Source organism: Cupriavidus sp. CuC1, from assembly GCF_044627735.1.
Taxonomy (GTDB): Bacteria; Pseudomonadota; Gammaproteobacteria; order Burkholderiales; family Burkholderiaceae; genus Cupriavidus; species Cupriavidus ulmosensis.
This window is the reverse complement of sequence record NZ_JBIUHC010000073.1, coordinates 26280-51613: the sequence shown is the minus strand read 5'-3', so window position 1 is coordinate 51613 and position 25334 is coordinate 26280. Positions and strand designations below refer to the sequence as shown.

Annotated in this window: 23 protein-coding genes, 1 tRNA gene and 1 pseudogene; 8 read left to right on the top strand and 17 right to left on the bottom strand. The window is 65.7% G+C overall.

The window, feature by feature from the left end:
• The first annotated feature begins 191 nt into the window (after window positions 1–191).
• The gene (gene argA, locus ACGLHR_RS28085; RefSeq protein WP_400097553.1) at window positions 192–1628 is read left to right on the top strand and encodes an amino-acid N-acetyltransferase; all 1437 of its coding nucleotides are present in this window, start codon (window positions 192–194) and stop codon (window positions 1626–1628) included.
• Between the two features lie 111 nt (window positions 1629–1739).
• Complete coding sequence (locus ACGLHR_RS28080; RefSeq protein ID WP_006157784.1) at window positions 1740–2015, top strand: oxidative damage protection protein; 276 nt, start codon at window positions 1740–1742, stop codon at window positions 2013–2015.
• A 105-nt stretch (window positions 2016–2120) separates the two neighbouring features.
• On the opposite strand, the gene rpiA is transcribed toward ACGLHR_RS28080, so the two are convergent.
• Complete coding sequence (gene rpiA, locus ACGLHR_RS28075; RefSeq protein ID WP_267603601.1) at window positions 2121–2807, bottom strand: ribose-5-phosphate isomerase RpiA; 687 nt, start codon at window positions 2805–2807, stop codon at window positions 2121–2123.
• A gap of 174 nt (window positions 2808–2981) precedes the next feature.
• Between rpiA and tal the strand changes: the two genes are divergently transcribed.
• From tal to ACGLHR_RS28060, 3 genes are read left to right on the top strand one after another with little or no spacing between them, the layout of a single operon-like run.
• Window positions 2982–3920, top strand: a complete 939-nt coding sequence (gene tal / locus ACGLHR_RS28070; protein WP_400097551.1) for a transaldolase — start codon at window positions 2982–2984, stop codon at window positions 3918–3920.
• An 18-nt stretch (window positions 3921–3938) separates the two neighbouring features.
• The gene (locus ACGLHR_RS28065; RefSeq protein WP_400097549.1) at window positions 3939–4226 is read left to right on the top strand and encodes a FitA-like ribbon-helix-helix domain-containing protein; all 288 of its coding nucleotides are present in this window, start codon (window positions 3939–3941) and stop codon (window positions 4224–4226) included.
• Window positions 4223–4603 (top strand): type II toxin-antitoxin system VapC family toxin, encoded by a 381-nt coding sequence (locus ACGLHR_RS28060; RefSeq protein ID WP_400097547.1) that lies wholly within the window; start codon window positions 4223–4225, stop codon window positions 4601–4603. Before ACGLHR_RS28065 ends, ACGLHR_RS28060 begins: the two co-directional genes overlap by 4 nt.
• A gap of 93 nt (window positions 4604–4696) precedes the next feature.
• On the opposite strand, the gene ACGLHR_RS28055 is transcribed toward ACGLHR_RS28060, so the two are convergent.
• The 3 genes from ACGLHR_RS28055 to rnr all read right to left on the bottom strand — a co-directional run bounded on the left by ACGLHR_RS28055 (window position 4697) and on the right by rnr (window position 8896).
• Window positions 4697–5455: an SIR2 family NAD-dependent protein deacylase gene (locus ACGLHR_RS28055; RefSeq protein ID WP_400097545.1), complete on the bottom strand. Its 759-nt coding sequence runs from the start codon at window positions 5453–5455 to the stop codon at window positions 4697–4699.
• Window positions 5456–5472: 17 nt separating this feature from the next.
• Window positions 5473–6216 (bottom strand): 23S rRNA (guanosine(2251)-2'-O)-methyltransferase RlmB, encoded by a 744-nt coding sequence (gene rlmB, locus ACGLHR_RS28050; protein ID WP_318231089.1) that lies wholly within the window; start codon window positions 6214–6216, stop codon window positions 5473–5475.
• An 88-nt stretch (window positions 6217–6304) separates the two neighbouring features.
• Window positions 6305–8896, bottom strand: a complete 2592-nt coding sequence (gene rnr / locus ACGLHR_RS28045) for a ribonuclease R (RefSeq protein WP_400097543.1) — start codon at window positions 8894–8896, stop codon at window positions 6305–6307.
• A gap of 69 nt (window positions 8897–8965) precedes the next feature.
• Between rnr and ACGLHR_RS28040 the strand changes: the two genes are divergently transcribed.
• The 3 genes from ACGLHR_RS28040 to ACGLHR_RS28030 all read left to right on the top strand — a co-directional run bounded on the left by ACGLHR_RS28040 (window position 8966) and on the right by ACGLHR_RS28030 (window position 10653).
• Window positions 8966–9052: transfer RNA gene (locus ACGLHR_RS28040), tRNA-Leu, on the top strand.
• Window positions 9053–9535: 483 nt separating this feature from the next.
• Window positions 9536–9970, top strand: coding sequence for an Rrf2 family transcriptional regulator (locus ACGLHR_RS28035; RefSeq protein WP_400097542.1), 435 nt, complete (start codon window positions 9536–9538; stop codon window positions 9968–9970).
• 71 nt (window positions 9971–10041) lie between these two features.
• The gene (locus ACGLHR_RS28030) at window positions 10042–10653 is read left to right on the top strand and encodes an NAD(P)-dependent oxidoreductase (protein ID WP_400097540.1); all 612 of its coding nucleotides are present in this window, start codon (window positions 10042–10044) and stop codon (window positions 10651–10653) included.
• A 139-nt stretch (window positions 10654–10792) separates the two neighbouring features.
• On the opposite strand, the pseudogene ACGLHR_RS28025 reads toward ACGLHR_RS28030, so the two are convergent.
• From ACGLHR_RS28025 to ispG, 13 genes and pseudogenes are all read right to left on the bottom strand, one after another.
• Window positions 10793–10996: pseudogene (locus ACGLHR_RS28025) on the bottom strand (GntR family transcriptional regulator); the annotation flags it as partial.
• Window positions 10997–11016: 20 nt separating this feature from the next.
• On the bottom strand, window positions 11017–11577 hold the full coding sequence (locus ACGLHR_RS28020) for a phosphoribosyltransferase (RefSeq protein ID WP_400097538.1): 561 nt from the start codon (window positions 11575–11577) through the stop codon (window positions 11017–11019).
• A gap of 152 nt (window positions 11578–11729) precedes the next feature.
• Window positions 11730–13070 (bottom strand): adenylosuccinate synthase, encoded by a 1341-nt coding sequence (locus tag ACGLHR_RS28015; RefSeq protein WP_400097536.1) that lies wholly within the window; start codon window positions 13068–13070, stop codon window positions 11730–11732.
• Between the two features lie 114 nt (window positions 13071–13184).
• Window positions 13185–14348 (bottom strand): ATP phosphoribosyltransferase regulatory subunit, encoded by a 1164-nt coding sequence (locus tag ACGLHR_RS28010; RefSeq protein WP_267603614.1) that lies wholly within the window; start codon window positions 14346–14348, stop codon window positions 13185–13187.
• Between the two features lie 236 nt (window positions 14349–14584).
• Window positions 14585–15493 carry a protease modulator HflC gene (gene hflC / locus ACGLHR_RS28005; RefSeq protein ID WP_267603615.1) on the bottom strand — a complete coding sequence of 303 codons (909 nt, stop codon included), beginning with the start codon at window positions 15491–15493 and terminating at the stop codon, window positions 14585–14587.
• An 11-nt stretch (window positions 15494–15504) separates the two neighbouring features.
• On the bottom strand, window positions 15505–16911 hold the full coding sequence (gene hflK, locus ACGLHR_RS28000) for an FtsH protease activity modulator HflK (protein WP_400097534.1): 1407 nt from the start codon (window positions 16909–16911) through the stop codon (window positions 15505–15507).
• Window positions 16912–17015: 104 nt separating this feature from the next.
• On the bottom strand, window positions 17016–18275 hold the full coding sequence (hflX, locus tag ACGLHR_RS27995; protein WP_400097532.1) for a GTPase HflX: 1260 nt from the start codon (window positions 18273–18275) through the stop codon (window positions 17016–17018).
• Between the two features lie 295 nt (window positions 18276–18570).
• Window positions 18571–18810 carry an RNA chaperone Hfq gene (gene hfq / locus ACGLHR_RS27990; RefSeq protein ID WP_006157757.1) on the bottom strand — a complete coding sequence of 80 codons (240 nt, stop codon included), beginning with the start codon at window positions 18808–18810 and terminating at the stop codon, window positions 18571–18573.
• 207 nt (window positions 18811–19017) lie between these two features.
• On the bottom strand, window positions 19018–20361 hold the full coding sequence (der, locus tag ACGLHR_RS27985) for a ribosome biogenesis GTPase Der (RefSeq protein ID WP_400097529.1): 1344 nt from the start codon (window positions 20359–20361) through the stop codon (window positions 19018–19020).
• A gap of 224 nt (window positions 20362–20585) precedes the next feature.
• Window positions 20586–21773, bottom strand: coding sequence for an outer membrane protein assembly factor BamB (gene bamB, locus ACGLHR_RS27980; protein ID WP_318231095.1), 1188 nt, complete (start codon window positions 21771–21773; stop codon window positions 20586–20588).
• Between the two features lie 104 nt (window positions 21774–21877).
• Complete coding sequence (locus ACGLHR_RS27975) at window positions 21878–22510, bottom strand: YfgM family protein (protein ID WP_400097528.1); 633 nt, start codon at window positions 22508–22510, stop codon at window positions 21878–21880.
• Between the two features lie 97 nt (window positions 22511–22607).
• Window positions 22608–23888 (bottom strand): histidine--tRNA ligase, encoded by a 1281-nt coding sequence (hisS, locus tag ACGLHR_RS27970; protein WP_400097560.1) that lies wholly within the window; start codon window positions 23886–23888, stop codon window positions 22608–22610.
• Window positions 23889–24035: 147 nt separating this feature from the next.
• Window positions 24036–25328: a flavodoxin-dependent (E)-4-hydroxy-3-methylbut-2-enyl-diphosphate synthase gene (gene ispG / locus ACGLHR_RS27965; RefSeq protein WP_400097526.1), complete on the bottom strand. Its 1293-nt coding sequence runs from the start codon at window positions 25326–25328 to the stop codon at window positions 24036–24038.
• Window positions 25329–25334 lie beyond the last annotated feature (6 nt).

The window sequence follows — 25334 nt, the reverse complement described above, 5'->3', positions numbered from 1 at the left end:
CGGGCGCTGGCCGGCCGCCGGCGCAGCGGCCAGGGCAGGTGCGCGCGCCGGCCTGGCGACGGGCTGGACAGCGGGCTGGGCTGGCGAGGGGGCGGCCTTGGGCGCGGGGCGGCCGGCATCGGTTTTCCGATCCGGCGACAAAGGTTTGGCGGGGCGTTGTGCTGACATTGGCCGGGATTATAATCCGCGGCATGAATGCAAGAACCGACACGCCAGCCGACGCGCCCGCGCCGTCCGAATTGGACGAGCCCCTGCCCGTCACCGACCCTTGCGCGCTCCCCGCGCCTGCCACCAGCGCCGACCCCGTCGAGCGCGGCGCCCCCGACCACCAGCAGTTCGTCGACTGGCTGCGCGCGGTCGCGCCCTATATCCACGCCTTCCGCGGCAAGACCTTCGTGATCGCCTTCGGCGGTGAGCTGGTCAAGGCCAACATCCTCAACGCCCTGGTCAATGACGTGGCCCTGCTGCACGCCATGGGCATGCAGATCGTGCTGGTGCACGGCTCGCGCCCGCAGGTGGAGGAGCAACTGGCGCTGCGCCATGTCGAGTCGCAATTCGCCGACGGCGTGCGCGTGACCGACAACGCGGCGCTGGAGTGCGCCAAGGAAGCCGCCGGCGAACTGCGCCTGGATATCGAGGCCGCCTTCAGCCAGGGCCTGCCCAACACGCCCATGGCGGGCGCGCAGCTGTCGGTGATCTCCGGCAACTTCGTCACCGCCCGCCCGCTCGGGATTGTCGACGGCGTGGATTACCAGCACACCGGGCTGGTGCGCAAGATCGATGGCGAGTCGGTTCGCATGTCGCTGTCGCACGGCAAGATCGTGCTGCTCTCGCCGCTTGGTTTTTCGCCCACCGGCCAGGCCTTCAACCTGTCGATGGAAGACGTGGCCAGCGCCACCGCCATCGCGCTGAAGGCCGACAAGCTGGTATTCATCACCGAGGTCCCCGGCGTGCAGGACCCGGTCGGCAAGCTGATGCCGGAAATGTCGCTGCGCACCGCCATCGAGCGGCTGCAGAACAACCACCTGCCGCCCGACGTCTCCTATTACCTGGAACACCTGGTCAAGGCGCTCAAGGGCGGCGTGCCGCGCGCCCACCTGATCCCCTTCCACCTGGACGGCTCGGTGCTGCTGGAACTGTTCCTGCACGACGGCGTCGGCACCATGATCTCCGACACCGACCTGGAAAGCCTGCGCGAAGCCACGCTGGACGACGTCGGCGGCATCCTGCAGCTGATCGCCCCGCTGGAGCAGGACGGCACGCTGGTGCCACGCGGACGCCACCTGATCGAGCGCGACATCGCCAACTTCTCGGTGATCGAGCACGATGGCGTGCTGTTCGGCTGCGCCGCGCTCTACCCCTACCCGCGCGAAGGCATGGCCGAGATGGCCTGCCTGACGGTGTCGTCCGAAGCCCAGGGCACCGGCGACGGCGAGCGCCTGCTCAAGCGCATCGAGCGCCGCGCCCGCAGCCTCGGCCTTGACCGCCTGTTCGTGCTCACCACCCGCACGGAACACTGGTTCCTCAAGCGCGGCTTTGTCCACGCCACCGTGGACGACCTGCCGGAAGACAAGCGCAAGCTCTACAACTGGCAGCGCAAGTCGATGGTGCTGATGAAGAAACTGTGACGGCGGTGGGGGTAGCCTGAAGGCTGGCCCCCGCTTCGTTACAATAGCGGCATCGCAACGGCCGGCCGCCTCGCCGCGCCGGCTACCTCACACGAAAACAAGGAGTTCCCCATGGCCCGCATGGTTCAATGCGTCAAGCTCAACAAAGAAGCCGAAGGGCTTGACCTGCCGCCGCTGCCGGGCGAACTCGGCAAGAAGATCTGGCAAAGCGTGTCGAAGGAAGCCTGGGCTGGCTGGCTCAAGCACCAGACCATGCTGATCAACGAAAACCGCCTGAACATGGCCGACACCCGGGCCCGCCAGTACCTGCTCAAGCAAACCGAGAAGTACTTCTTCGGCGAAGGCGCCGACCAGGCACAGGGCTACGTGCCGCCGCCGGCTGCCTGATCTGGCTGAGCGCGGCTTTGCGCCGCCCGGTGGAAAACAAAAAGGGTGCCTGTTACGGCACCCTTTTTCATGCATCTACGGTCCTCCAGCGGGACCGGCAGATACTCAATAATCGCTGCGCTTCACGCCATCCGGCGTGCCCAGCAGCAACACATCGGCGCCGCGCAGGGCAAACAGCCCCACCGTGACCACGCCCGGCATGTGATTGATGGCTTCTTCCATCGACTTCGGATTGCTGATCTTCAGGCCAGCCACATCCAGGATCACATTGCCGTTGTCAGTCTTGAAGATGCCGCCTTCCTTGGTCATGCGCAGGCGCGGCTGGCCGCCGAATGCAGCCAGTTGGCGGGCGACCGCAGCGCGTGCCATCGGAATCACCTCCACCGGCAGGGGGAACGCACCCATCACATCCACCAGCTTGCTGCCGTCGGCGATGCAGACAAAGCGCTTCGCCACCGAGGCCACGATCTTCTCGCGTGTCAGCGCGCCGCCGCCGCCTTTGATCATGGCGCCGCTGGCGTCGATCTCGTCCGCGCCGTCGACATACACGGGGATCTCGTCGACCTCGTTCAGGTCCAAAACCTTGAAGCCGTGCTGCTGCAGGCGGCGCGTGGAAGCCTCCGAACTGGAGACCGCGCCGGCAAAGCGTTCCTTGAACGCCGCCACCGCATCGATAAAGAGGTTGGCCGTGGAGCCCGTGCCCACGCCCAGCACCGAGCCCGCCGGCACTACCTCTTTGACATAGTCGGCCGCGGCTTGCGCCACCAGCGCCTTGAGTTCATCCTGTGTCATGACAACAGCCCATCTGCTTTGGGGGAAACCGTATAGTGTACCGGAATGCCGTGACATCCCCGGCGTGGGCGCGAGCCGACGGTACAATGGCCCGAGGCAAGCATCAGCGCGGCGCCCGGGGCCTGCCGTTTTGGTCCTGCGCCATCACCAACCCTTAATAGCAACTCACTGACCATGAACCAGCTCGATCAGCTCAAGCAGTTCACCACCGTGGTGGCGGACACCGGCGATTTCCAGGTGATGAAGCAGTACACGCCGCAGGACGCCACCACCAATCCCTCCCTGATTCTCAAGGCCGTCCAGAAGGCCGAGTACCGTCCCCTGCTGGAAAAGGCCGTGCGCGCCAATGACGGCATCGACGCCGTGATGGACGCCCTGCTGATCGCCTTCGGCTGCGAGATCCTGGCCATCGTGCCGGGCCGCGTGTCGACCGAGGTCGACGCGCGCCTGTCCTTCAACACCGAAGCCACGGTGGCCAAGGCCCGCCACCTGATCTCGCTGTACGAGCAGCGTGGCGTGGCGCGCGAGCGCGTGCTGATCAAGATCGCCTCCACCTGGGAAGGCATCCGCGCAGCCGAAGTGCTGCAGCGCGAAGGCATCAGCTGCAACATGACGCTGCTGTTCTCGCTGGCACAGGCCGTTACCTGCGCCGAGGCCGGCGCGCAACTGATCTCGCCCTTCGTCGGCCGCATCCTGGACTGGCACAAGAAGCAAGCCGGCGACAAATGGGACGCCGCCGCTAATGCCGGCGACAACGATCCCGGCGTACGTTCGGTGCGCCAGATCTATGACTACTACAAGAAGTTCGGCTACACGACCGATGTGATGGGCGCCAGCTTCCGCAGCACCGAGCAGATCCTGGCGCTGGCCGGCTGCGACCTGCTGACCATCAGCCCGGACCTGCTGGAAAAGCTGGCCGCCAGCGAAGGCACGGTCGCGCGCAAGCTGTCGGTCGACCAGGCGCAGGCCGGCAATATCGCCCGCATCGAATGCGATGAGGCGGCCTTCCGCTGGCAGTTGAATGAAGACGCAATGGCGACGGAAAAGCTGGCTGAGGGGATTCGCGCGTTTGCGGCGGATGCCGTGAAGCTGGAGGCGTTGATTACGGCTTGAGGGGGGCGGCACCGGACGGTGCCGCTAAGACAGGACGACATCTCCCTCGACGCAAGACGCCAGCCGCCAGCCGCCTCAAACCTGGATGAACAACTCAAGGCTCGATTGCGCGTGCGTGCCGCTCGACACGGCAGGTCCATGGAAGACGAAGCTCGGGCCATCCTGCGCAGCGCACTTTCGACTGAGCCAGTGCGCGTTCCAACACTGGTCGAGGCCATCCGTAGCCGGATTGCGCCACTAGGCGGAATCGATCTGGACCTCCCTCCCCGCGAAGCCATCCGCGAACCGCAGGAACTCGGCAAATGATTCTCCTGGACACCAATGTCCTGTCGGAACTGCTGAGGGCGGCACCAGAAGGCAGGGTGCTGACATGGATGGCCGCCCAGCCGCGCGCGACGCTCTTCACCACATCGGTGACACGTGGCGAGATGCTTCATGGCATCAAAGTCCTGCCCGACGGTCGACGCCAGCAGGGGTTGCTGGCAGCCATCCTCGCCATATTCAACGAGGAACTGGCAGGACAACTGGCAGGACAAGTGCTGAACTTCGACAGCGACGCTGCCAACGCCTACGCAGAGATCACAGCACTACGCAGGAACCTGGGCAAGCCCATCAGCCAGTTCGATGCCATGATCGCCGCGATAGCCCGTTCGCGAGGGCTCACCTCGCGACGCGAAACGTGAAGGACTTTGTGGAATGCGGAATCGATATCGTCGATCCATGGGGGTGAGAAGACAGATCGGCAAGCCGCCCTGGAATCCAGGCGGCGAGCGGGTTCAGGCTGGCGTCGCAGGCGCGCCGTCCCACAGCAAGGGCAAGATCACGCCGGCCGGGCCGCGCAGCACGATGTCGGCGGTCTGATCCAGCGCCGAGGGCTCGGGATTGACCACGATGACATGCGCGCCATGGTCCTTGGCGACGCCGGGCAGGCCCGCAGCCGGATAGACCAGGCCGGAGGTGCCCACCACGATGCAGAGGTCGCACTGCTCGGCCGCGTGCTCGGCGCGATAGCGCGCCACCCGCGGCAGTTCCTCGCCAAACCACACCACGCCGGGGCGCATCATGGCATTGCAGAGGGAACAGCGCGGCGGCACTCCGGCCACGGCGGTCGCCGGGTCGCAACGGCCGCAGCCGTCCAGCCATTTGTTGGCGAAGAGGTTGCCGTGCAGCTCGATCACATCGGGGCTGCCGGCACGCTGGTGCAGACCATCCACATTTTGCGTGACCAGGGTGACGGTTTTCTGTGCCGCGAGCGCCACCAGGACGATGTGCGCCGGGTTGGGATGCGTGGCCGCCACCAGTTCGCGCCGGTGCAGGTACCACTCCCATACCAGCGCGGGCTGGCGCCGGTAGGCGTCCTCCTGCGCCAGTTCCTCGGGATTGAAGCGCGACCACAGGCCGGTCATGGCGTCGCGGAACGTGGGCACGCCGGACTCGGCCGATACGCCCGCGCCGGTGAGCACCATGATGTTGGTGGCTTCGCCGATCAGGCGGCGCGATGCCGCAAGCGCCTGTGCGTCGATGTCCGCCTTCATGGATTCCGCCCCAGCGCTCAGCGCTTCAGGCGGCGCTGGCGCACCGCCTCATACAGGCACACGCCGCTGGCCACGGAGACGTTCAGGCTTTCCACGCCGCCGGCCATCGGGATGCCGACCAGCTCGTCGCAGGTTTCGCGGGTGAGGCGGCGCATGCCCTCGCCTTCGGCGCCCATCACCAGGGCAACCGGGCCCTTGAAATCGACGTCGTAAAGCGTTTTTTCCGTGCCGTCGGCAGTGCCGATCACCCAGATGCCGCGTTCCTGCAACTCGCGCAGCGTGCGCGCCAGGTTGGTGACGGTGATGTAGGGAATGGTTTCCGCCGCGCCGCTGGCCACCTTGGCCACCGTGGTGTTCAAACCCACGCTGCGGTCCTTCGGGGCGATCACGGCGTGCGCGCCGGCGCCATCGGCCACGCGCAGGCAGGCGCCCAGGTTGTGCGGATCGGTGACGCCGTCGAGCACCAGCAGCAAGGGCGTGCCCTCGATGCCGTCGAGCAGTTCGTCAAGATTGAGGGCCAGCGCCACATCTTCGGCGCGGGCGACCACGCCCTGGTGGCGGTCGGTGCCGGCCATGCCGCGCAGGCGCTCGGCGTCCACCGGGTGCAGGCGGACGTTGAGGCTTTCGGCAAGGCGGATGAAGTCCTGCATGCGGCGGTCACGCCGCGCGGATTCTACGTAGACATCGGTGACGCCAGCGGCGTCCTGGCGCAGGCGCGCGGTGACGGCGTGAAAGCCGATCAGGAGTTTTTGTTTAGCCATGGCGAGATTGTACATTCCCGCCGAGGCTTGCCCCGTGTCCGGAGCCAGGGAGCCGGAGCCGGACAAGCCGGCGCCGGCTCCCTGGCCGTCAGGTGCGTTTGCGCGAGGCGCGGCTGCTCTTGCCGGCCGGCTTGGCGCCACCCTTGTGCGTCGAGCCGAGATGCTGCGGCTTGGGCTTGGCGGCGCGCTTGGCCGGTTTGCCGCCGGCCTTGGCGCCCTGCCCCACGTGCGGCTTGACCGGCGTCATGACAGCCTCGAACACCGGCTGCTCTTCGATCACGCGGTCCAGCGTTTCGTCGAACGACTCTTCCGGCTTGGAGCTGCCACCCAGCAGCGCGGCCAGCTGACGGCCCTTCTTGCGCGCGGGCACGGCATGCGCGGCGGGCACGCGCGGCGCGGCGTCGGCGGTCGGGGCGCGGCCACGCAGGCTCTTGGCCGACGGCTCCTGCACCAGGCGGAAGTCGATCTTGCGTGCATCGAGATCCACGCGCGAAACCTGCACACGGACACGGTCGGTCAGGCGGTAGCGGATGCCGGTACGCTCGCCGCGCAGTTCGTTGCGCGCTTCGTCATACTGGAAATAATCGCTGCCCAGCTCGGTGACATGGACCAGGCCTTCGACGTAGAGCTCATCGAGCTGCACGAAGATGCCGAACGAGGTAACCGAGCTGATGGTGCCCGAATACTCGCTGCCGAGCTTGTCGCGCATGAAGTAGCATTTGAGCCAGGCTTCCACATCGCGCGAGGCCTCATCGGCACGGCGCTCGTTGGCCGAGCAGTGCAGGCCGAGCTCGTCCCAGATGGCCTCGTTGCGCTGGGCGCGCGCGGCGCTGCGCTCGGCCTTCTCGGCGGCGTCCTTGGCCTGCATGCGGCGCGCCTTGGGCGCGATCGCGGTATTCAGCGCAGTGCCCGGGGCAAACGCCGGCCTGTACTTCGTATGCGCCAGCACGGCCTTGATGGCGCGGTGCGTCAGCAAGTCCGGGTAACGGCGGATCGGGCTGGTGAAGTGGGCGTAAGCCTCGTACGACAAGCCGAAGTGGCCCATGTTGTCCGGGCTGTAGACCGCCTGCTGCATCGAGCGCAGCAGCATGGTCTGCAGCATCGGCGCGTCGGGACGGCTCTTGATCTTGTCCATCACATCGGCGTAGTCGCCTGCCTGCGGCTTGTCGCCACCGGCCAGCGAAAGCCCGACGGTGCGCAGGAACTCGCGCAGGTTCTTCAGCTTTTCCTCGCCCGGGCCGGCGTGGATCCGGTACAGCGTGGGATGCTTGAAGCGCTCGAGGAAGTCGGCGGCGCACACGTTGGCGGCCAGCATGCACTCCTCGATCAGGCGGTGGGCGTCGTTGCGGGTGCGCGGCAGGATCTGCTCGATCTTGCCTTGCGCATTACAGACGATATAGGTCTCGGTGGTGTCGAAGTCGATCGCGCCACGTTCGCGCCGCGCCTTGAGCAGGACCTGGAACAACTCGTACAGGTTCTGCAGGTGCGGCACCAGGTCGGCGCGCTTGTGCGCCTCCGGGCCCTTGGTGTTGGACAGCACCGACCAGACCTCGTTATAGGTCAGGCGCGCCGCCGAATGCATCACGGCGGGATAGAACTGATAGCCCTTGAGCTCGCCCTTGGCGGTGATCACGGCGTCGCACACCATGCACAGGCGGTCGACTTGCGGGTTCAGCGAGCACAGGCCGTTGGAGAGCTTTTCCGGCAGCATCGGGATGACGCGGCGCGGGAAGTACACCGAGGTGGCGCGATCCAGCGCATCGGCGTCCAGCGCCGTGCCAGGCCGCACGTAGTGCGATACGTCCGCAATGGCCACCACCAGGCGCCAGCCCTTCGAGCGGCCGATCTTGACGGGCTCGCAGTAAACGGCGTCGTCGAAGTCGCGCGCGTCTTCGCCGTCGATGGTCACCAGCGGCACATCGCGCAGGTCGATGCGGTGCTCCAGGTCGGACTCGCGCACCTCGTCGGGCAGGTCGGCGGCTTCCTTGGCGCAGGCATCCGAGAATTCATGCGGCACGCCGTACTTGCGCACGGCGATTTCGATTTCCATGCCGGGATCATCAAAGTCGCCCAGCACTTCCACCACGCGGCCCACGGGCTGCACGTAGCGATCGGGGTAGTCGATGATCTCGACGCTGACCACCTGGCCGACTTGCGCCTTGCCTTGTGCCTTGGGCGGGATCAGGATGTCCTGGCTGATGCGCTTGTCTTCGGGCGCCACCACCAGCACGCCGCCTTCGCTCAGCAGGCGGCCGATCACGTAGCGGTTGGCGCGCTCGAGGATCTCGACGATCTGGCCTTCGGGCCGGCCGCGCCGGTCGTAGCCGATCACGCGCACCTGGGCGCGGTCGTTGTGCATGGCCTTCTGCAGCTCGCGCTCCGGCAGGAAGATGTCGTCATCGCCATCGTCGCGGATCAGGAAGCCGAAGCCATCGCGGTGGCCCTGCACACGGCCGACCACGAAGTTGGGCTGGTTGGCCAGCTCGTAGCGGCCCTTGCGGTTGAGTTCGATCTGGCCGTCGCGCTCCATGGCGGCGAGGCGTTTCTGGAAGCCGTCGTGTTCTTTGCGCGTGACGGCGAGCGCCTTGGCGATATCGCCGCCCGACAAGGGCGACCCCGACGTCCTCAGGACGCCAAGGATTTCTTCCCGACTAGGGATCGGATAGTTATTCTGATTCAATTTTTTCTAGAATTATTTGACAAACGATTTGCGGTCGCTATAATGAGCGCTTCGGTTGTTTCGACGCCCGCCCAGGTGGCGAAATTGGTAGACGCACTAGGTTCAGGTCCTAGCGGTGGCAACACTGTGGAGGTTCGAGTCCTCTCCTGGGCACCAGATCAAACGGAAAACCCGCAGCGCTTTCGAGCCCTGCGGGTTTTTTGTTTTCCGGCGTCTGATCTTGCAACTTTGCACTCCCGATTCGATATTGGCGCGACTGCGCGACTTAACTAATTAATAAATACCAGTCGCAGCAACGACCGCTCCGGGGCGTGGAGTCCGCTCTTGCCTGCTGGGTTGCCTGCTGAGGCACCCGCTGAGACAGATTCATCCACACGGCCTGACGCTCACACGAACTGCCAGGGCGCGGCCGGAGCAGCAGCCGACTGCTGCGCTGCGGGTGAGTGTATCAGTTTCAGTGGCGCTCCCGGCATTCTTCCGCCATTCGCACGCCGGAATGTCGCGTTTTCCGACGTTTTCCGGCGCAAACCACCCTGTTGCTGCAGGCGCGTACCACGTTGGCGCGCCAGCGTGGCGCGCCCGCCGCTTGACAGCACCCGCCATCTGTAACTAAGATAGTTTCACATTGCCTCGCCAACCATGACCACCAGCAGCCGCTTCGCCGTCGCCGTCCATATCCTGACCTTGCTGGCCAGCGCCGCCGAGCCCTTGCCGTCGTCGCTGATCGCGGGTAGCGTGGGCACCAACCCCGTCTTGATCCGCCGCCTGGTCAGCCAGTTGGCCGAGGCGGGACTGGTGAGCACCATGATGGGCAGCAACGGCGGCGCCTCGCTGGCGCGCGCGGCAGCATCGATCACGCTGCTCGACGTGTTCCGCGCGGTGGAGTCGGCCACGCTGATCGCGCCGCATCACAGCGTGCCCAACCCGGCCTGCATGGTGGGACGGGAAATCACCGGCGCGCTGAAGCACGCAGTGGACCGCGCCCAGGCCGCGATGGATGGCGCGCTGGCGCAGATCACGATTGCCGGCATGCTCGCCGACGTGGAGCGCGCGGCGCGGCAACGCAAGACGTAAAAATTTTTATCCCAATGTGTAACCACCGTGGTTTCATATCGTTATTCAACAGGGCAACAAAGGAGTTCAGCATGAAGATCGCAATCATCGGCGCCACCGGCCGTGTCGGTACCCGCCTCATCGACGAAGCCCTGAGCCGCGGCCACACGGTCACCGCCATCGCGCGCCAGGCCGACAAGCTGCCCGCGCGGCCGGGCCTCGCCACCGTCAATGCGGATGTCGCCAACACCAAGGCCCTGGCAGCCGCCCTTGCCGGCCATGACGTGGCAATCAGCACCGTACGCTTCCTGCAGGCCACGACCGAGCAGATCATCGGCGCGGTCAAGGCCGCCGCCGTGCCCCGCCTGCTGGTAGTGGGCGGCGCAGGCAGCCTCTACGTGGCACCGGAAGTGCAACTGGTCGACACGCCGCAGTTCCCGGAAATCTACAAGGCCGAGGCCCTGGCAGGACGCGACTTCCTCAATGCCCTGCGCAAGGAAACCGCGATCGACTGGACCTTCCTGTCCCCCGCCGCCCTATTCGAGCCGGGCACGCGCACCGGCAAGTTCCGCGTGGGCGAGGAGACGCTGCTCACCGACGCCAGCGGCAAAAGCTGGATCTCGATGGAGGACTACGCCATCGCCATGCTCGATGAAGTGGAAAAGCCGGCGCACTCGCGCCAGCGCTACACGGTCGCTTACTAAGCAGGAAACTGGCGGCAACGGCGGGGGCCGCGGCAAGCCGCCCCCCGCCTTTTCTGTCGGTCAGCGTGGACGGAAAGAGCGGGAAGATTTCGCCCCACCCCAGGAACACCACGCCCGACAGCAACACGAACAGCACCGCGACCAGGCCGTCGCCCTGCAGACGTTGCAGGGCCTCGCGCACCGGGGCGCGCGAGATGCCGAGCCGCTCGGCAACGTCGCTCGCGGTAAAGCGGTCGCCGGGCAGCAGGCGAAAGGCAAAGATATCGTCGCGCAGGCTGTGATAGGCCACCTGTGAACGCGATGCCCGCGCGGCAGCACCCCGCCCGCTCGATTGCGCGCTCATCTGCCCGGGCGGCCCGTGGATCAGGCCTGCGAGCCGCCGGCGGCGTGCTTGCCGCGCTTGAGCCAGGCCGCCAGGTTGTGCGGGCGCAGCGTGTCGTACTCTTCGAACGGCTGGTGAATCCAGGGGTTCGTCGGCAGGAAGGTCACGTGATAGTCCGGTTTGACCTTGGAGCAGGCCTTGTACCACAGCACGGACGAGCGCACTTCCGTCACGGCGGGATAGCGCTCCTGCAGATGGCGGCCCACGCGTTCCAGCGTGACGCCGGAATCCACCAGGTCATCGACCAGCAGGATCTTGCCGGTGAGGTCGCCCTTGGTCATGGTGATGTACTGCGCGATATCGAGGTCGCCCTGCTGGGTGCCCGCCGCCTCGCGATAGCTGCTGGTGGCCAGGATGGCGAGAGGCACGTCGAAGATGCGGGACATCTGGTCGCCAACGCGCAGGCCACCGCGGGCCAGGCAGAGGATCTTGTCGAACTTCCAGCCCGACTCGTGGACGTTAAGCGCCAGGCGCGCGATCAGGCTATGGTAGTCGTCCCACGAGATCCACAGGTTCTCGTCGTCGTTCGATGGCAGGGTCATGATTGTTTTAGCTCTTCGGCTTTAGGCTTATGGTCTGTTGACCGATAAAGTTTCGGCCCGCTTGCGCGGGCCGATTTGCTCTTGTGCTTTTGCGGTCTTTTACCGGCGCGGCATCTTTCAGCCGCGCGGCGCCCTTGCGGGCCAAGACAACATCAGGCCACGTACGGGTGACGCAGCAGGATGGTTTCGTCGCGATCCGGACCGGTCGAGATCATGTCGATCGGGATGCCGACCACTTCCTCGACGCGCTTCAGGTAGGTGCGAGCCTGTTCCGGCAGCGCATCCCAGGCCTTCACGCCAAAGGTGGATTCGTTCCAGCCCGGGAATTCCTCGTACACCGGCACGCAGCGCGCCACGGCATCCGAGCCACGCGGCAGGATGTCGACGGTCTTGCCGTCCAGCTCGTAGCCCACGCAAAGTTTGAGGGTTTCGAGGCCATCCAGCACGTCGAGCTTGGTCATGCAAAGACCAGACACGCCGTTGATCTGCACCGAGCGCTTGAGCGCGGCCGCGTCCAGCCAGCCGGTGCGGCGCGGACGCCCGGTCACCGAGCCGAATTCCTTGCCGACGTTGGCCAGGCGCACGCCCACCGGGTCCTGGCGCTTGGGGTTGTCGTTGTCGTACAGCTCGCTGGGGAACGGGCCTGCGCCCACGCGGGTGCAGTAGGCCTTGGTGATGCCCAGGATGTAGTTCAGGCGGCCCGGGCCAACACCGGCGCCGGCGGCGGCCGCACCGGCCACGCAGTTGCTGGAGGTGACGAAGGGATAGGTGCCGTGGTCGACGTCAAGCAGCGTGCCTTGCGCGCCTTCGAACATCAGATTGCCGCCGGCAGCGTTGACCGCGTACAGCTCGGCCGACACGTCGGCCACCATCGGGGCCAGGCGCGGCGCGTAGGCCAGCATTTCGTCCAGGGTCTTCTGGTAATCGACGGCTTCCGCGCCCAGGTACTGGGTCAGCATGAAGTTATGCAGGTCGAGGTTCTCGCGCAGCTTCTCGGCGAAGCACTTGGGATCGAACAGGTCCTGCACGCGCAGCGCGCGGCGGGCCACCTTGTCTTCGTAGGCCGGGCCGATGCCGCGGCCGGTGGTGCCGATCTTGTCGGCGCCACGGCGCACTTCACGGGCCTTGTCGATGGCAACGTGGTACGGCAGGATCAGCGTGGTCGCTTCGGAAATGCGCAGGCGGTTCTGCACTTGCAGGCCGGCGGCTTCCAGTTCCTCGATCTCACGGAACAGCGCCTCCGGCGACAGCACGACGCCGTTGCCGATGTAGCAGATCGTGCCTTCGCGCATGATGCCCGAGGGGATCAGGCGCAGGATGGTCTTCTTGCCGCCGATGATGAGCGTATGGCCAGCGTTGTGGCCGCCCTGGAACCGCACCACGCCCTTTGCATGATCGGTAAGCCAATCGACGATTTTTCCCTTGCCTTCGTCACCCCATTGGGTGCCGATCACGACGACATTGCGTCCCTGGCTTACTGCAGAAGCGGACATGTTGATTTTGGTCAGTGGGTTAAAAACGTATTTTACTCTCGTTGCTGGTCAACTCCCCGATTTTGGGGAGATCGGCCTGCAACGCGGGGGAATTCCGCGGCCTGGCGCTTGCGCTCAGGCCCCGGCGCTGCGCGGAATCACCGTCCAGCCGCCATCCTGGCGGACCAGTTGGCGGTCGCAGTTGAACTCGTCGAGCTGGTGCGTATGGCCCGGCAGCGACTGGATGACGATCTCGCCGGCGGCGCGCAGCGCGGTAATCGCGGCACGCAGGGCGGGATCCGCATCCCACGGCGCGAAAATGGCAAACGCGCGTACTTCCAGCGGCGAAAGCGAGGCAACCTCGCGCAAATCCAGCGAGAAGCCGGTTGCAGGCCGCGCGCGGCCAAAGGCCTCGCCGACCTTGTCATAGCGGCCACCACGCGCCACATAGTTGGGCAAGCCAGCCACATAGGCCGTGAACATCACGCCGCTGTGATAGTGATAGCCGCGCAGGTCGGACAGATCGATGTTGACGCTCGCCCCGCTCACCTCGGCGGCCAGCGCGGCGAGTTCGTCCAGCGCGCGGCCGATCATCGGGCTCGCCGGCAGGGTCGCGCGGGCGCGCTCGATCACTTCCACACCGCCGTACAGCGTCGGCAGCGCCAGCAGCGCATCGCGCTCGGCCTGCGGCATGCCTTCGGTCAACTCGCGCAGCGCCGAGACATCCTTGGTTTCCAGGGCCGCGAACAGCGCATCCTCGATCTTGCGGCTGGATGGCAGTCCGTCCAGCAAGGCTTCCAGGATGCCCGCATGGCACAGGTCGAGACGAATCTCGGTCAGGCCGGCAACCTGCAACGTGGCCAGCATCAGGGCCTGGATCTCGACATCTGCTTCCAGGCCGGCATGGCCGTAGATCTCCGCGCCAACCTGGATCGGCTCGCGGGTTGCGCGAAAGCCCGCCGGGCGGGCGTGCAGCACATTGCCGGCGTAGCACAGCCGGGTCACGCCGGAGCGGTTCAGCAAGTGGGCATCGATGCGGGCTACCTGTGGCGTGATGTCGGCGCGCAGGCCCATGGTGCGCCCGGAGAGCTGGTCGACCAGCTTGAGGGTGCGCAGGTCGAGGTCGTGCCCGGTCCCGGTGAGCAGCGATTCCAGATATTCCAGCATCGGCGGCATGACCAGCTCATAGCCGTAGGTGCGGAACAAGTCCAGCATGCGGCGGCGCAATTCTTCGATCTTGCGGGCCTCCGACGGCAGCACGTCGGCGATGTTTTCAGGCAGGAGCCAGTGATTGGACATGGTAAATCTCTTCACTTCACACAGTTGCCGGGCGGCCTTGAGCCACCCGTTGAAATTCGATCCCGCCGCGCGCCGTGCCGGGGGCGCCGGCCGCAAGCGGGGAACCAGTCACCTGGCAGGGCGGATGAGACGGCAGCGGCGCCCCTGGATCAGCTTCCGCTGCCACCCCTCCAGCCGGACAAAACCCCGGCAAGCCGGGGTTTTGTCGAAGCGCCTGGCGGACGGAGCCGCCTAGCTTAGCGACGGCTCGCCGGAGGCGCTGCCGCCGGCGCCGCCGCGCCGCCCGACGACCGCATGTAGCGGAAGAAGTCGGAATTGGGTTCCAGCACCAGCACGTCGCGCTTGTCGCGGAACGTATTGCGGTAGGCCTCCATACTGCGCCAGAACTGCGCGAACTGGGGATCGCGGCCAAACGATTCGGCGTAGATCTGCGACGCGCGGGCATCGCCCTCGCCCTTGATCTTCTGCGCATCGCGATAGGCCTCGGCCAGCACGACTTCACGCTGACGGTCCGCATCGGCGCGGATCTTCTCGCCTTCGGCCGCGCCGGTGGAGCGCAGCTCGTTGGCCACGCGCTTGCGCTCGGCTTCCATGCGGCGATACACCGACTCGCTGATCGCGGGCAGCAGGTCGACACGCTTGAGGCGCACGTCGATGATCTCGACGCCCACGGACTGCGCGTAGTCGGCCATCGCGGAGCGGATATTCTGCATCACCTTCTCACGCTCGCCGGCCACCAGCTCCGCCACCGTGCGCTTGCCGAATTCCTCGCGGGCGACGGAGTCGATACGCTGGGTCATGCGGTCCTGTGCGCCGCGGATGTTGCCATTGAAGGCCACGAAGAACTTGCGCGGATCGGTGATGCGCCATTTGACGAACCAGTCCACCACCATGCTCTTCTTCTCGGCCGTCAGGAAGCGCTCCGAAGCGGCCACGTCGATGGTCAGCAGGCGGCGATCCATGAAGATCACGTTCTGCAGCGGGGGCGGCAGCTTGAAGTGCAGGCCGGGCTCACGCACCACCTGCTTGATCTCGCCAAAGGCGAACACCACGGCGTACTGCCGCTGGTCCACCACGAACACCATCGAGGAGCCGATCGCCAGCACGATGAAGAGGCCGATTACTACGGAAATCAGTCGGTTCATGTCGGGGCTCCTCAGCGCGAATCGCGGTCACGGTTGCGCAACAGCTCGCGCGACCGGTTATCGCTGCTGGCATCGGGCGCGGGAGACGTGCCGCCGCCCGCGGCAGGGGCCTGCCCGGTGCCGGCAGCCGGCGCGCGGGCATCCACCTGGGATTGCGACATCAGCTTGTCCAGCGGCAGATAGAGGAGATTGTTGCCCTGGCGTGAATCCACCAGCACCTTGGTCGAATTGGTATAGATCTGCTGCATGGTCTCGATATAGATGCGATCGCGCGTCACCTGCGGGGCCTTGGCATACTCGGCCTGGACCTGGCGGAAACGCGAGGCATCGCCTTCGGCCTGGGCGGTTACCCGCGCCTTGTAGGCTTCGGCTTCTTCGTTCAGGCGCGCGGAGGTACCCTTGGCGCGCGGAATCACGTCATTGGCGTAGGCCTGGCCTTCGCTGATGGCACGTTCACGGTCCTGGCTGGCCTTGTTGACATCGTCAAAGGCGGCCTGCACCTGCTCGGGCGGCTGCACGCTCTGCACGTTGACCGAAATCACGCGGATGCCGGTCTTGTACGCGGTCAGGATCGACTGGATCGACGTGGCCAGGTTCTGGGCAATCTGCTCGCGGTTCTCGTAGAGCACCGCGTCCATCTTGTTGCGCCCGACGATCTCGCGCACCGAGGTCTCGGCAGCCTGGGTCACCAGTTCCTCGTCGCCGCCGCGGTCGGTCTTGTTGTAGAACAGGAATTCGCTCGCGTCCTGGATGTCGTATTGCACCGTGAAGCGCACGTCGATGATGTTCTCGTCCTGCGTCAGCATCGACGCGTCCTTCAGGTTGCTGTCCTTGATCGAGGTGGCACGGCCCACTTCAACCGAGCGCACGCCCGACAGGTTGACGATCTCGGCGGACTGGATCGGGTACGGCAGGCGCCAGTTGATACCCGGGCCCGTGGTGTACTTGAACTTGCCGAACTGGAGGATGACGGCGGTCTGGCCTTCCTGCACCATGAAGAAACCGCTGGCCAGCCAGATGCCGATCGCCGCGATCACCACCACGCCGGCGCCGATCCCCGAGCCCTTGCCCGGCGTGCGCGCACCGCCGCCGAAGCCCTGGTTGCCGCCACTGCCGTTCTCCTTGCGGCCGAGCAGGCCGTTCAGGCGACGGTTGAAATCGCGCCAGAGCTCATCGAGATCGGGGGGACCATCCTGGGGCGGACGCTGGTTTTGCTGGCGATTGTTGTCGCGGCTATCCTTGTCCTTGTCTTTGTCTTCGTCATCCGGGCCGCCCCGACCCCAACGTGGATCGTTCAACGACAGGATCGCGCGCAAACGCTGCCAGGCCGTTCGCGACGGTGCATGGCCGCCGTTGCGGCCACCTGCGCGGCTGCCAAAGGCATGGCTCGATTCAGAATTCCGGGGAAACAGGGGCATGAAGTGCACGGGTCCGGGATAGTTGGAACAAGGGGATTCTAACAGTCATCGACGCCACTTTTGCCCATTTGGGGCAATCTGGCCGCGATTTCCGTCGAACTGGCTCACTGCGTGTCGGGTTCTTCCGGATCCACCCGGGTGTCCTCGCCATCGAAATCGCCGAAGGCATCGCCATCGGCGTCTGCGTCGGGGTAGGACTGCGCATCCGCCAGGCGCGGGTCCAGCGGGGGGCGTTCGGGCGGGCGCTCGGCCAGCCAGCGCGCCACTTCCACCAACGCCTCGCGCAAGGTATCCAGGCCAATGCCGTCGCGCGCGCTGACGAACACGCGGGTCGGCACGCCCTCCTCGTTGCACTCCAACCGGGGGCCCTGCTCGAGCAGTTCCGGCGATGCGTCGATCTTGTTCATCACCACGATCTGCGGGATGTCGTCAGCATTGATTTCGGCCAGCACGCGGTTGACCTGCTCGACCTGCTCATGGCGCACGGGGCTGGAGGCGTCGACCACGTGCAGCAGCAGGTCCGCATGCACGGTTTCCTCCAGCGTGGCGCGGAATGCGGCCACCAGCTGGGTCGGCAGGTCGCGGATGAAGCCCACGGTATCCGACAGGACCACGTTGCCCACGCCGTCCAGGTACAGCCGGCGCGAAGTGGTATCCAGCGTGGCGAACAGCTGGTCGGCGGCATAGGCGCGCGCCTTGGTCAGGGCGTTGAACAGCGTCGACTTGCCGGCGTTGGTATAGCCGACCAGCGAGATGCTCAGGGTGTCGTTGCGCGCGCGCGCGCGCCGCTGGGTGCTGTGCTGGCGCTGCAGCCGCGTCAGGTCAGCCTTTAGCCGCTTGGCGCGCTCGTCCAGCAGGCGGCGGTCCAGCTCGAGCTGGCGCTCCCCCGGGCCGCCGCGCATGCCAATACCGCCCTTCTGCCGCTCCAGGTGGCTCCAGGCGCGGACCAGCCGCGAGGCCTGGTACTGGACCTGGGCGAGCTCGACCTGCACCTTGCCGACGTGGCTCTGCGCCCGCTGGCCGAAGATGTCCAGGATCAGTCCGGTACGGTCGATGACGTGGCGCTGCAGGAAGCGCTCGAGATTGCGTTGCTGGGCCGGGCTGAGCGAGTGATTGAATACCACCACGTCGGCATCGAGTGCATCTGCGGCCTCCTTCAGCTCCTCCGCCTTGCCGGAACCGATGAACAGCGCCGGGTCCGGACGGGACCTGCGCCCGGTCAGCGTGTGCACCGGCGTGGAGCCCGCGGTCGACGTCAGCAACGCCAGCTCGCTCAGGCTTTCCTGGAAATCATGCTTGCCGAAATCGACACCAACGAGGATGGCGCGGGAAGACTCGGAATTGGAGGTGGCTCTAGATTGCAAACGGGAGGATCGCGAAACGCGAGAAAGGAAAACGGGTTGGAGGCTACTGGGAGGCAGTGGCTGGTGCCGTGAGGCAGGAGCCTTGGCCTGGGAAGACGCTTGAAGCGGGGACGCTGTCCGTGGCGGAATGCACCAGGGCGAAGCATGTCCGTGCCCGTGGCCACTTTGCAGCCAGGCCGGGCTGGTGTTTTTGGTGTCGCGCCGGAGCATCTGGCCCCCGCGCGACACCGGCAACTAGCGGCCGTGTCGTGGTACGACTGGCCTGCCGGAAAACTGCGGTGCTATCCGCGAATGATCAGCCTTCGGCCGTTTCGTCCACGCGGAAATTCACGGCGCGGGCCGGTACGACGGTGGAAATCGCATGCTTGTAGACCATCTGCGTCACGGTGTTGCGCAACAGGACGACGTACTGGTCGAACGACTCGATATTGCCTTGCAGCTTGATGCCATTGACGAGGTAGATTGAAACCGGTACGTGCTCTTTGCGCAGCGCGTTCAGGAACGGGTCTTGTAGCAATTGCCCTTTGTTGCTCATGGCACACTCCAAATTTATAGATTTAGTGATAGATGATGGGGACGGTAATCCCCGATTCAAGTCAAACGGCGCAAACCGCGCCAAAAAAAGATCAAAACGGTACCAAGCTAGCATCGCCTCGCAGGGAACCCCCTGCTACCGTGAATTTAGCCTCAGTTCCAAACGAACGCAAACGAAACTTGCCCGCCTGGGCTCCCGCTGCCTGACTCAATCCTTCGATTCTGCATACGGGTTTTTGTTCGTACGAAATTCGATGCGAAGCGGTGTGCCCTTCAGTTTGAAAGCCGAGCGGAAACGGTTTTCGAGATAGCGCCGGTAGGTGTCGGCGATGCCGGAAAGCGAATTGCCGTGCACGATGATAATGGGCGGATTGGAGCCACCCTGGTGCGCGTAGCGCAGCTTGGGCCGGGTCGCGCCGACACGCCGCGGCTGCTGGAACTCGACCGCTTCCTGCAGGATCCGCGTGAGCTGCGGCGTGGGCAGCTTGACCATGGCCGCGGCATACGCGTCATCCACCGAGCGCAGCAGCGCGCTGATGCCCGTGCGCTGCTGCGCGGACACAAAGTGGAAGTTGGCGAAGTCCAGGAACTGCAGCTTGCGCTCCAGATCGTGCTTGATGCGGTCGCGGCTATGGCCGTCGAGGCCGTCCCACTTGTTGACGCCAACCACCAGCGCGCGCCCGGATTCCACGATGAAGCCGGCGATGTGCGCATCCTGCTCCGACACGTCCTGCTGCGCGTCGAGCAGCAGCACCACGACGTTCGCATCGGCGATCGATTGCAGCGTCTTGACCACCGAGAACTTCTCGATGGCCTCGAACACCTTGCCGCGCTTGCGCAGGCCGGCTGTATCGATCAGCGTGTAGGGCTTGCCGCCGCGCTCGAACTCCACGTAGATGGCGTCCCGCGTGGTGCCGGGCATGTCGAACGCGATCACGCGCTCTTCGCCGATCAGGGTGTTGACCAGCGTGGACTTGCCCACGTTCGGCCGGCCCACGATGGCGATCTTGACGCCGCGCTGGGCGCCCTCGTCTTCCTCGGCGAGTTCCGGGCGCTCTTTCACCGCCAGTTCCAGCGCCTCGTCGACGAGCTCGCGCACGCCGTCGCCGTGGGTCGACGAAATGGCATAGGGGTCGCCCATGCCAAGCTCGTAGAACTCCGACACCACAGTGGTGTACTTCATGCCCTCGGCCTTGTTCACGGCCAGCATGACGCGGCGCCCGGTCTTGCGCAGGTAATCGGCGATCACCCGGTCCTGGGGCGCCAGCCCGAGGCGGCCGTCGACGAGGAAGATCACCACGTCGGCCTCGACCACCGCCTGGCGGGTCTGCTTGGCCATCTCGGCAACGATGCCTTCCTTGGCCACCGGCTCGAAGCCGCCGGTATCGATGGCGATGAACGGACGTTCACCGATGCGGCCTTCGCCATAGTGGCGATCACGCGTGAGCCCGGGCAGATCGGCGACAAGCGCGTCGCGCGAACGGGTCATGCGGTTGAATAGCGTCGACTTGCCCACATTGGGACGGCCGACCAGAGCGATAACTGGTTTCATGCAATAAACGGAAATGGGGGCCGGCAGATGCCGCCCCCCAGGAACTCCGGAGTGATATGGGTCCGACGGCCGGGCGTCGCGCGCCTGGCCACTTTTCCTGTCGGGCGGCCGGGTTAGCGTTGCAACCCGACCTCGTTCACCTGCACGACCAGGAGGATCGTGCTACCGGATTGGCGCCGCCCATGCCGACAGGTGCACGAGCAGTCGCCATGATGTTGACCGCCTCAGTCCGGCACGAAGCCGTAGAGGTTGCCGTCGCGCGTCTGCACCACCAGGGACGCACCCGCCACCACCGGCGCAGCGGTAATCTCGCTGCCATCGGTCTTCATGCGGGCCACGAACTGGCCGTCGTCGCGAGAGAGGAAGTGTACATTGCCTTCGAAGTCGCCCATGACAACCGAGCGTCCCAGCGCCAGCGGCGCGCCCAGGCGACGATACAGGAGCTGATCGTTCTTCCAGCGCTCCGTGCCGTTCTGGCGGTCGAAAGCATGCACCACCGAGCGCTCGTCGCTGGCGTACAGCGAGCCGTCATCCTGCGCGGGGCCGGTCGGCGACGAGAATTCCTTGCCCCATTGCGGCTGGCCATTGGCCAGTTCCAGGCAAGCCACGCGGCCCTGGAACGTGGTGGCACAGACCTGGCGCCCGTCGACCATGGGCTGGCCCGTGACGTCGTTGAGCCGCTCGATCTCGGATACGCCCTTGGGATAGGACACCGTGCTTTCCCAGCGCAGCACGCCGTTGCCGGGAGCCAGCACGCCCAGCTTGCCGCCGGGGAAGCCCATCACGATGCCGTCGCCGGCAAACACCATGCCCATCGACGCGCGCAGGTTGAGCGGGGTCTGCGAGCGCTGGTAGATCCAGCGGCGCTCGCCGGTCTGCGCGTCCAGGCCAAGCACGCGGGTGTCGGTCGTGCGCACGACCACCAGGCCGTTGCCGACCAGCGGCGCGGAAAGGACCTCGCCATTGACCTGCTTCTTCCAGATCTGCTTGCCGCTGGCGTCAAAGGCGAACACCGCGCCCTTCTCGCCCGCCACCGCCGTGACGCTGCCGTCGCTGCCGGGGCCGGAGGTCAGGTCCGTGTCGGTCTTGGCCTCCCACAACGTGCGTCCGGTGCCGCCATCGAACGCCATCACCTTGCCGCCGTTCGAGGAGGCATATACGGTGCTGCCGGACACCGCCGGCTGCAGCGAGTACGGGCCGCTCTTGCCGACGCTAGCCTTCCAGGCCTGGCGCACCGACAGCGTCTGGGTGATCGGCTTGAGTTCGACCGGCGTGCGCTTGTCAGCCTTGCTGAACAGCGAGCAGCCGCCAAGGCTGGCGAGGCTGGCCGCACAAGCGGCGGCCACCACCAGGCCGCGGACGAAATTGCCGTGTTGCTGGTTCTGGGCCGTGCCGGAAAACAATGACTTCATGAGGTTCCGATCCTGATTTAAGTTGAGGCGCAAGGGTGCGGGCATGCGGGACATGCATGGCATGCGAATCCCGCGGGCCTGTCGGCGAGCCGGGCCAACCGCCTTCAGGCGGTGCCCAGCGCGTCAAGCTTGAACTGAATGATCTGGCGCATGGCGGCATCGTTGGCGCTCAGCTTGTCGAGCGCCTTCTGGTACGCCGAGCGGGCTTCCGCCCGCTTGTCCTGGGCAGCCAGCAGATCGCCGCGGCGGTCCGCATACAGCGCCACGAACGGTGCCGGCGGCTCGTCCTTGAGCAGTGCCAGGCCCTGGTCGTAGGCCTTCTCGTCAAGCAGCACGCCAGCCAGGCGCACGCGCGCGAGGTGAGCATACTCGCCATCGCCATGGTCGATCGCCCATTGCAGCTGGGCCTTCGTGGCGGCCAGGTCGCCTGCATCGTACAGCACCTTGGCCGACACCAGCGCGGTCATGGGGCCATAGGCGGTCTTGCCGAATTTTTCCTCGAGGTCGCCGGCAGCGCGCTTGACCCGCGCGACATCGCGGCTCTCGGCGGCCTTGACGACCTGCTCGTACAGCAGCGCCGCTTCTCCGGCCTGCTTGCGTTGCCAGTAGTTCCAGCCGCTCCAGGCAGCGAAAGCCAGCAAGCCGGCGATCAGGGCCCAGGTCACGGTATTGCCGTACTGGCGCCACCAGGCCTTGAGGCTCTCAAGCTGTTCCTGTTCTTCTAGATCGTAAGCCATGTCGAGGGATCCACCCGCGTTTGTTTGTATGAAGGACCGCGCTCGCGCTGCCCCTGGTTCCGATGCTGCCTGCTTACCTGCCCGCTTACCAGCCCGCTTATTCGCTGGCGCCAACCATCGCGTCGATGATGTGGTCGACCAGCTTCTCAGCCGCCACCGTCACCTGCGCGCCACCGCCTTCGGCCTGGGCGCCCTGGCGCAGGTCCTTGACCTGTGCCGTGCCCGCCACTACCTCGTCCTCGCCAATGATAACGGCATAGGCCGCACCGCTACCGTCGGCGCGCTTCATCTGCGACTTGAAGCTGCCGCTCTTGCCATCGGGCGTGGCATGCAGCAGCACGTCGAGGCCGGCATCGCGCAGGCGCTCGGCGATGACCATGGCCTGCTGGCCAGCCGCTTCGCCCTGGTGGACGAGGTACACATCGGCGCCTTCCGCCTGCGGCACGAGCTTTTCCTCGCGCAGCAGTTCGATAATGCGCTCGATGCCCATCGCCCAGCCGCAAGCCGGTGCCGCCCTGCCGCCCATCTGCGCGATCAGCGGATCGTAGCGGCCGCCGCCGGCGATGGTGCCCTGCGCGCCGAGCTTGTCGGTGATCCACTCGAACACGGTCAGGTTGTAGTAGTCCAGCCCGCGCACCAGGCGCGGATTGATCTTGAACGGAATGTTGTTGGCCTTGAGCAGGCGCTGCACGCCGTCGAAGTGGGCCAGCGATTCCTCGCCCAGGAAATCGATCAGCTTGGGCGCGTTGCTTGCCATTTCCTGCAGCGCCGGATTCTTGGTATCCAGCACGCGCAGCGGGTTGGTGTACAGGCGGCGCTTGCTGTCTTCGTCAAGAATGTCCTGGAAGCCTTCCAGGTACTTGATCAGTTCTTCGCGGTGCGCGGCGCGCTCATGCGCCTGGCCCAGCGAATTGAGTTCGAGGCGCACGCCGACCAGGCCCAGGTCATCCCACAGGCGCTGGCACATCATGATGATCTCGGCGTCCACGTCCGGGCCGGCAAAGCCGAGGGCCTCGGCGCCAAGCTGGTGGAACTGGCGATAACGCCCGCGCTGGGGACGCTCGTGGCGGAACATCGGGCCGGTGTACCACAGGCGCTTGGGGCCGTCATACAGCAGGTTGTGTTCGATGGTGGCGCGCACCGCGGCCGCCGTGCCCTCGGGGCGCAGCGTCAGTTGCTCGCCGTTGAGCGCATCGGTGAAGGAATACATTTCCTTCTCGACGATGTCGGTGACCTCGCCGATGCCGCGCACGAACAGCTGCGTGTGCTCAACGATGGGCGTGCGCAGCTGCTGGTAGCCATAGGCGCGCAGCATCGCGCGCGCGGCGTTCTCGAAATGCTCCCACAGCGGCGCGTCGGCGGGCAGCATGTCGTTCATGCCCTTGACGCCCTGCAGTGCCTTGGGCAACTTGATCTTGCTGTCGGCCTTGCTATTGTCAGCCTTGGCGCCGTCGCTGGCGACCACCTGATTCACGGGTTGATTCATCTTCTCTTGTCTTTCCCTGCAGCGCCTGGCCTTGTCGGCTCAGGCTGCCACCTCATTGCTGGCGCTCCCGGCCTTGTTGCCGTAATGGGTGCGCACATAGTCATCGACGATCGCCTGGAATTCCTCGGCGATGCGATCGCCGCGCAGCGTCTTGACCTTGACGCCGTCGACAAACACCGGCGCCGCCGGCGATTCGCCCGAGCCCGGCAGCGAGATGCCGATGTTGGCATGCTTGCTTTCGCCCGGCCCGTTCACGATGCAGCCCATCACGGCCACATCCATTTCTTCCACGCCAGGGTAGGCGGTCTTCCAGGTCGGCATCTGCTCGCGCAGGTAGCTCTGGATGCTGGATGCCAGTTCCTGGAAGGTGGTGCTGGTGGTACGGCCGCAGCCCGGGCAAGCAATCACCATCGGGGTGAAGTTGCGCAGGCCCATGGTCTGCAGGATCTCCTGCCCCACATAGACTTCCTTCTCGCGCGCGGCGCCGGGTTCCGGCGTCAGCGAGATGCGGATCGTGTCGCCGATGCCTTCCTGCAGCAGCACGGACAGTGCCGCGGTGGAGGCCACGATGCCCTTGCTGCCCATGCCTGCCTCGGTCAGCCCGAGGTGCAATGCGTAGTCGCAGCGCTTGGTCAGCTCGCGGTACACCGCGATTAGTTCCTGCACCTGCGAGACCTTGCACGACAGGATGATCTGGTCGCCCGAGAGCCCGATTTCCTCGGCCTTCTTCGCCGATTCGATGGCCGAGGTGATCAGCGCCTCGACCATCACGTTCTGCGCCGGCCACGGCTCGGCGCGCAGGGCGTTTTCGTCCATGATGCGTGCCAGCAGCGACTGGTCCAGGCTGCCCCAGTTCACGCCGATGCGAACCGGCTTGTCGTAGCGGCAGGCCATCTCGATCATCTGCGCGAATTGCGTGTCGCGCTTGGCCCCCTGCCCCACGTTGCCGGGGTTGATGCGGTACTTCGACAGCGCCTGGGCGCATTCGGGATAATCGTGCAGCAGCTTGTGGCCGTTGTAGTGGAAGTCGCCCACCAGCGGCACGTTCACGCCCATGCGGTCCAGTTGCTCGCGCAGGGCGGGCACCGCCGCCGCGGCTTCCGGCGTGTTGACCGTGATGCGCACGATCTCGGAACCGGCACGAGCCAGCTCCTTGACCTGGATCGCGGTGCCGATGGCGTCCACCGTGTCGGTATTCGTCATCGACTGCACGCGCACGGGGGCGTCGCCACCGATCGTGACCACGTTGTCGCCCCACACCACGCGCGCCTGGCGCGTTTTGCGGCGGGGCAGCGGGCCGGGCAGTACCGGCATACAAGCCTGTTGGTTCATAGCATT

Bases quoted from the DNA above. Each gene is read 5' to 3' on its own strand.
- rlmB (WP_318231089.1), bottom strand. From the start codon at position 6,216: ATGGCTAAACAAAAACTCCTGATCGGCTTTCACGCCGTCACCGCGCGC.
- ACGLHR_RS28080 (WP_006157784.1), top strand. From the start codon at position 1,740: ATGGCCCGCATGGTTCAATGCGTCAAGCTCAACAAAGAAGCCGAAGGG.
- ispG (WP_400097526.1), bottom strand. From the start codon at position 25,328: ATGAACCAACAGGCTTGTATGCCGGTACTGCCCGGCCCGCTGCCCCGC.
- ACGLHR_RS28020 (WP_400097538.1), bottom strand. From the start codon at position 11,577: ATGACCCTGCCATCGAACGACGACGAGAACCTGTGGATCTCGTGGGAC.
- ACGLHR_RS28030 (WP_400097540.1), top strand. From the start codon at position 10,042: ATGAAGATCGCAATCATCGGCGCCACCGGCCGTGTCGGTACCCGCCTC.
- hisS (WP_400097560.1), bottom strand. From the start codon at position 23,888: ATGAACGACATGCTGCCCGCCGACGCGCCGCTGTGGGAGCATTTCGAG.
- hfq (WP_006157757.1), bottom strand. From the start codon at position 18,810: ATGAGCAACAAAGGGCAATTGCTACAAGACCCGTTCCTGAACGCGCTG.
- argA (WP_400097553.1), top strand. From the start codon at position 192: ATGAATGCAAGAACCGACACGCCAGCCGACGCGCCCGCGCCGTCCGAA.
- ACGLHR_RS28035 (WP_400097542.1), top strand. From the start codon at position 9,536: ATGACCACCAGCAGCCGCTTCGCCGTCGCCGTCCATATCCTGACCTTG.
- bamB (WP_318231095.1), bottom strand. From the start codon at position 21,773: ATGAAGTCATTGTTTTCCGGCACGGCCCAGAACCAGCAACACGGCAAT.
- hflC (WP_267603615.1), bottom strand. From the start codon at position 15,493: ATGAACCGACTGATTTCCGTAGTAATCGGCCTCTTCATCGTGCTGGCG.
- der (WP_400097529.1), bottom strand. From the start codon at position 20,361: ATGAAACCAGTTATCGCTCTGGTCGGCCGTCCCAATGTGGGCAAGTCG.
- ACGLHR_RS27975 (WP_400097528.1), bottom strand. From the start codon at position 22,510: ATGGCTTACGATCTAGAAGAACAGGAACAGCTTGAGAGCCTCAAGGCC.
- tal (WP_400097551.1), top strand. From the start codon at position 2,982: ATGAACCAGCTCGATCAGCTCAAGCAGTTCACCACCGTGGTGGCGGAC.
- ACGLHR_RS28015 (WP_400097536.1), bottom strand. From the start codon at position 13,070: ATGTCCGCTTCTGCAGTAAGCCAGGGACGCAATGTCGTCGTGATCGGC.
- ACGLHR_RS28060 (WP_400097547.1), top strand. From the start codon at position 4,223: ATGATTCTCCTGGACACCAATGTCCTGTCGGAACTGCTGAGGGCGGCA.
- ACGLHR_RS28055 (WP_400097545.1), bottom strand. From the start codon at position 5,455: ATGAAGGCGGACATCGACGCACAGGCGCTTGCGGCATCGCGCCGCCTG.
- ACGLHR_RS28010 (WP_267603614.1), bottom strand. From the start codon at position 14,348: ATGTCCAATCACTGGCTCCTGCCTGAAAACATCGCCGACGTGCTGCCG.
- rpiA (WP_267603601.1), bottom strand. From the start codon at position 2,807: ATGACACAGGATGAACTCAAGGCGCTGGTGGCGCAAGCCGCGGCCGAC.
- hflK (WP_400097534.1), bottom strand. From the start codon at position 16,911: ATGCCCCTGTTTCCCCGGAATTCTGAATCGAGCCATGCCTTTGGCAGC.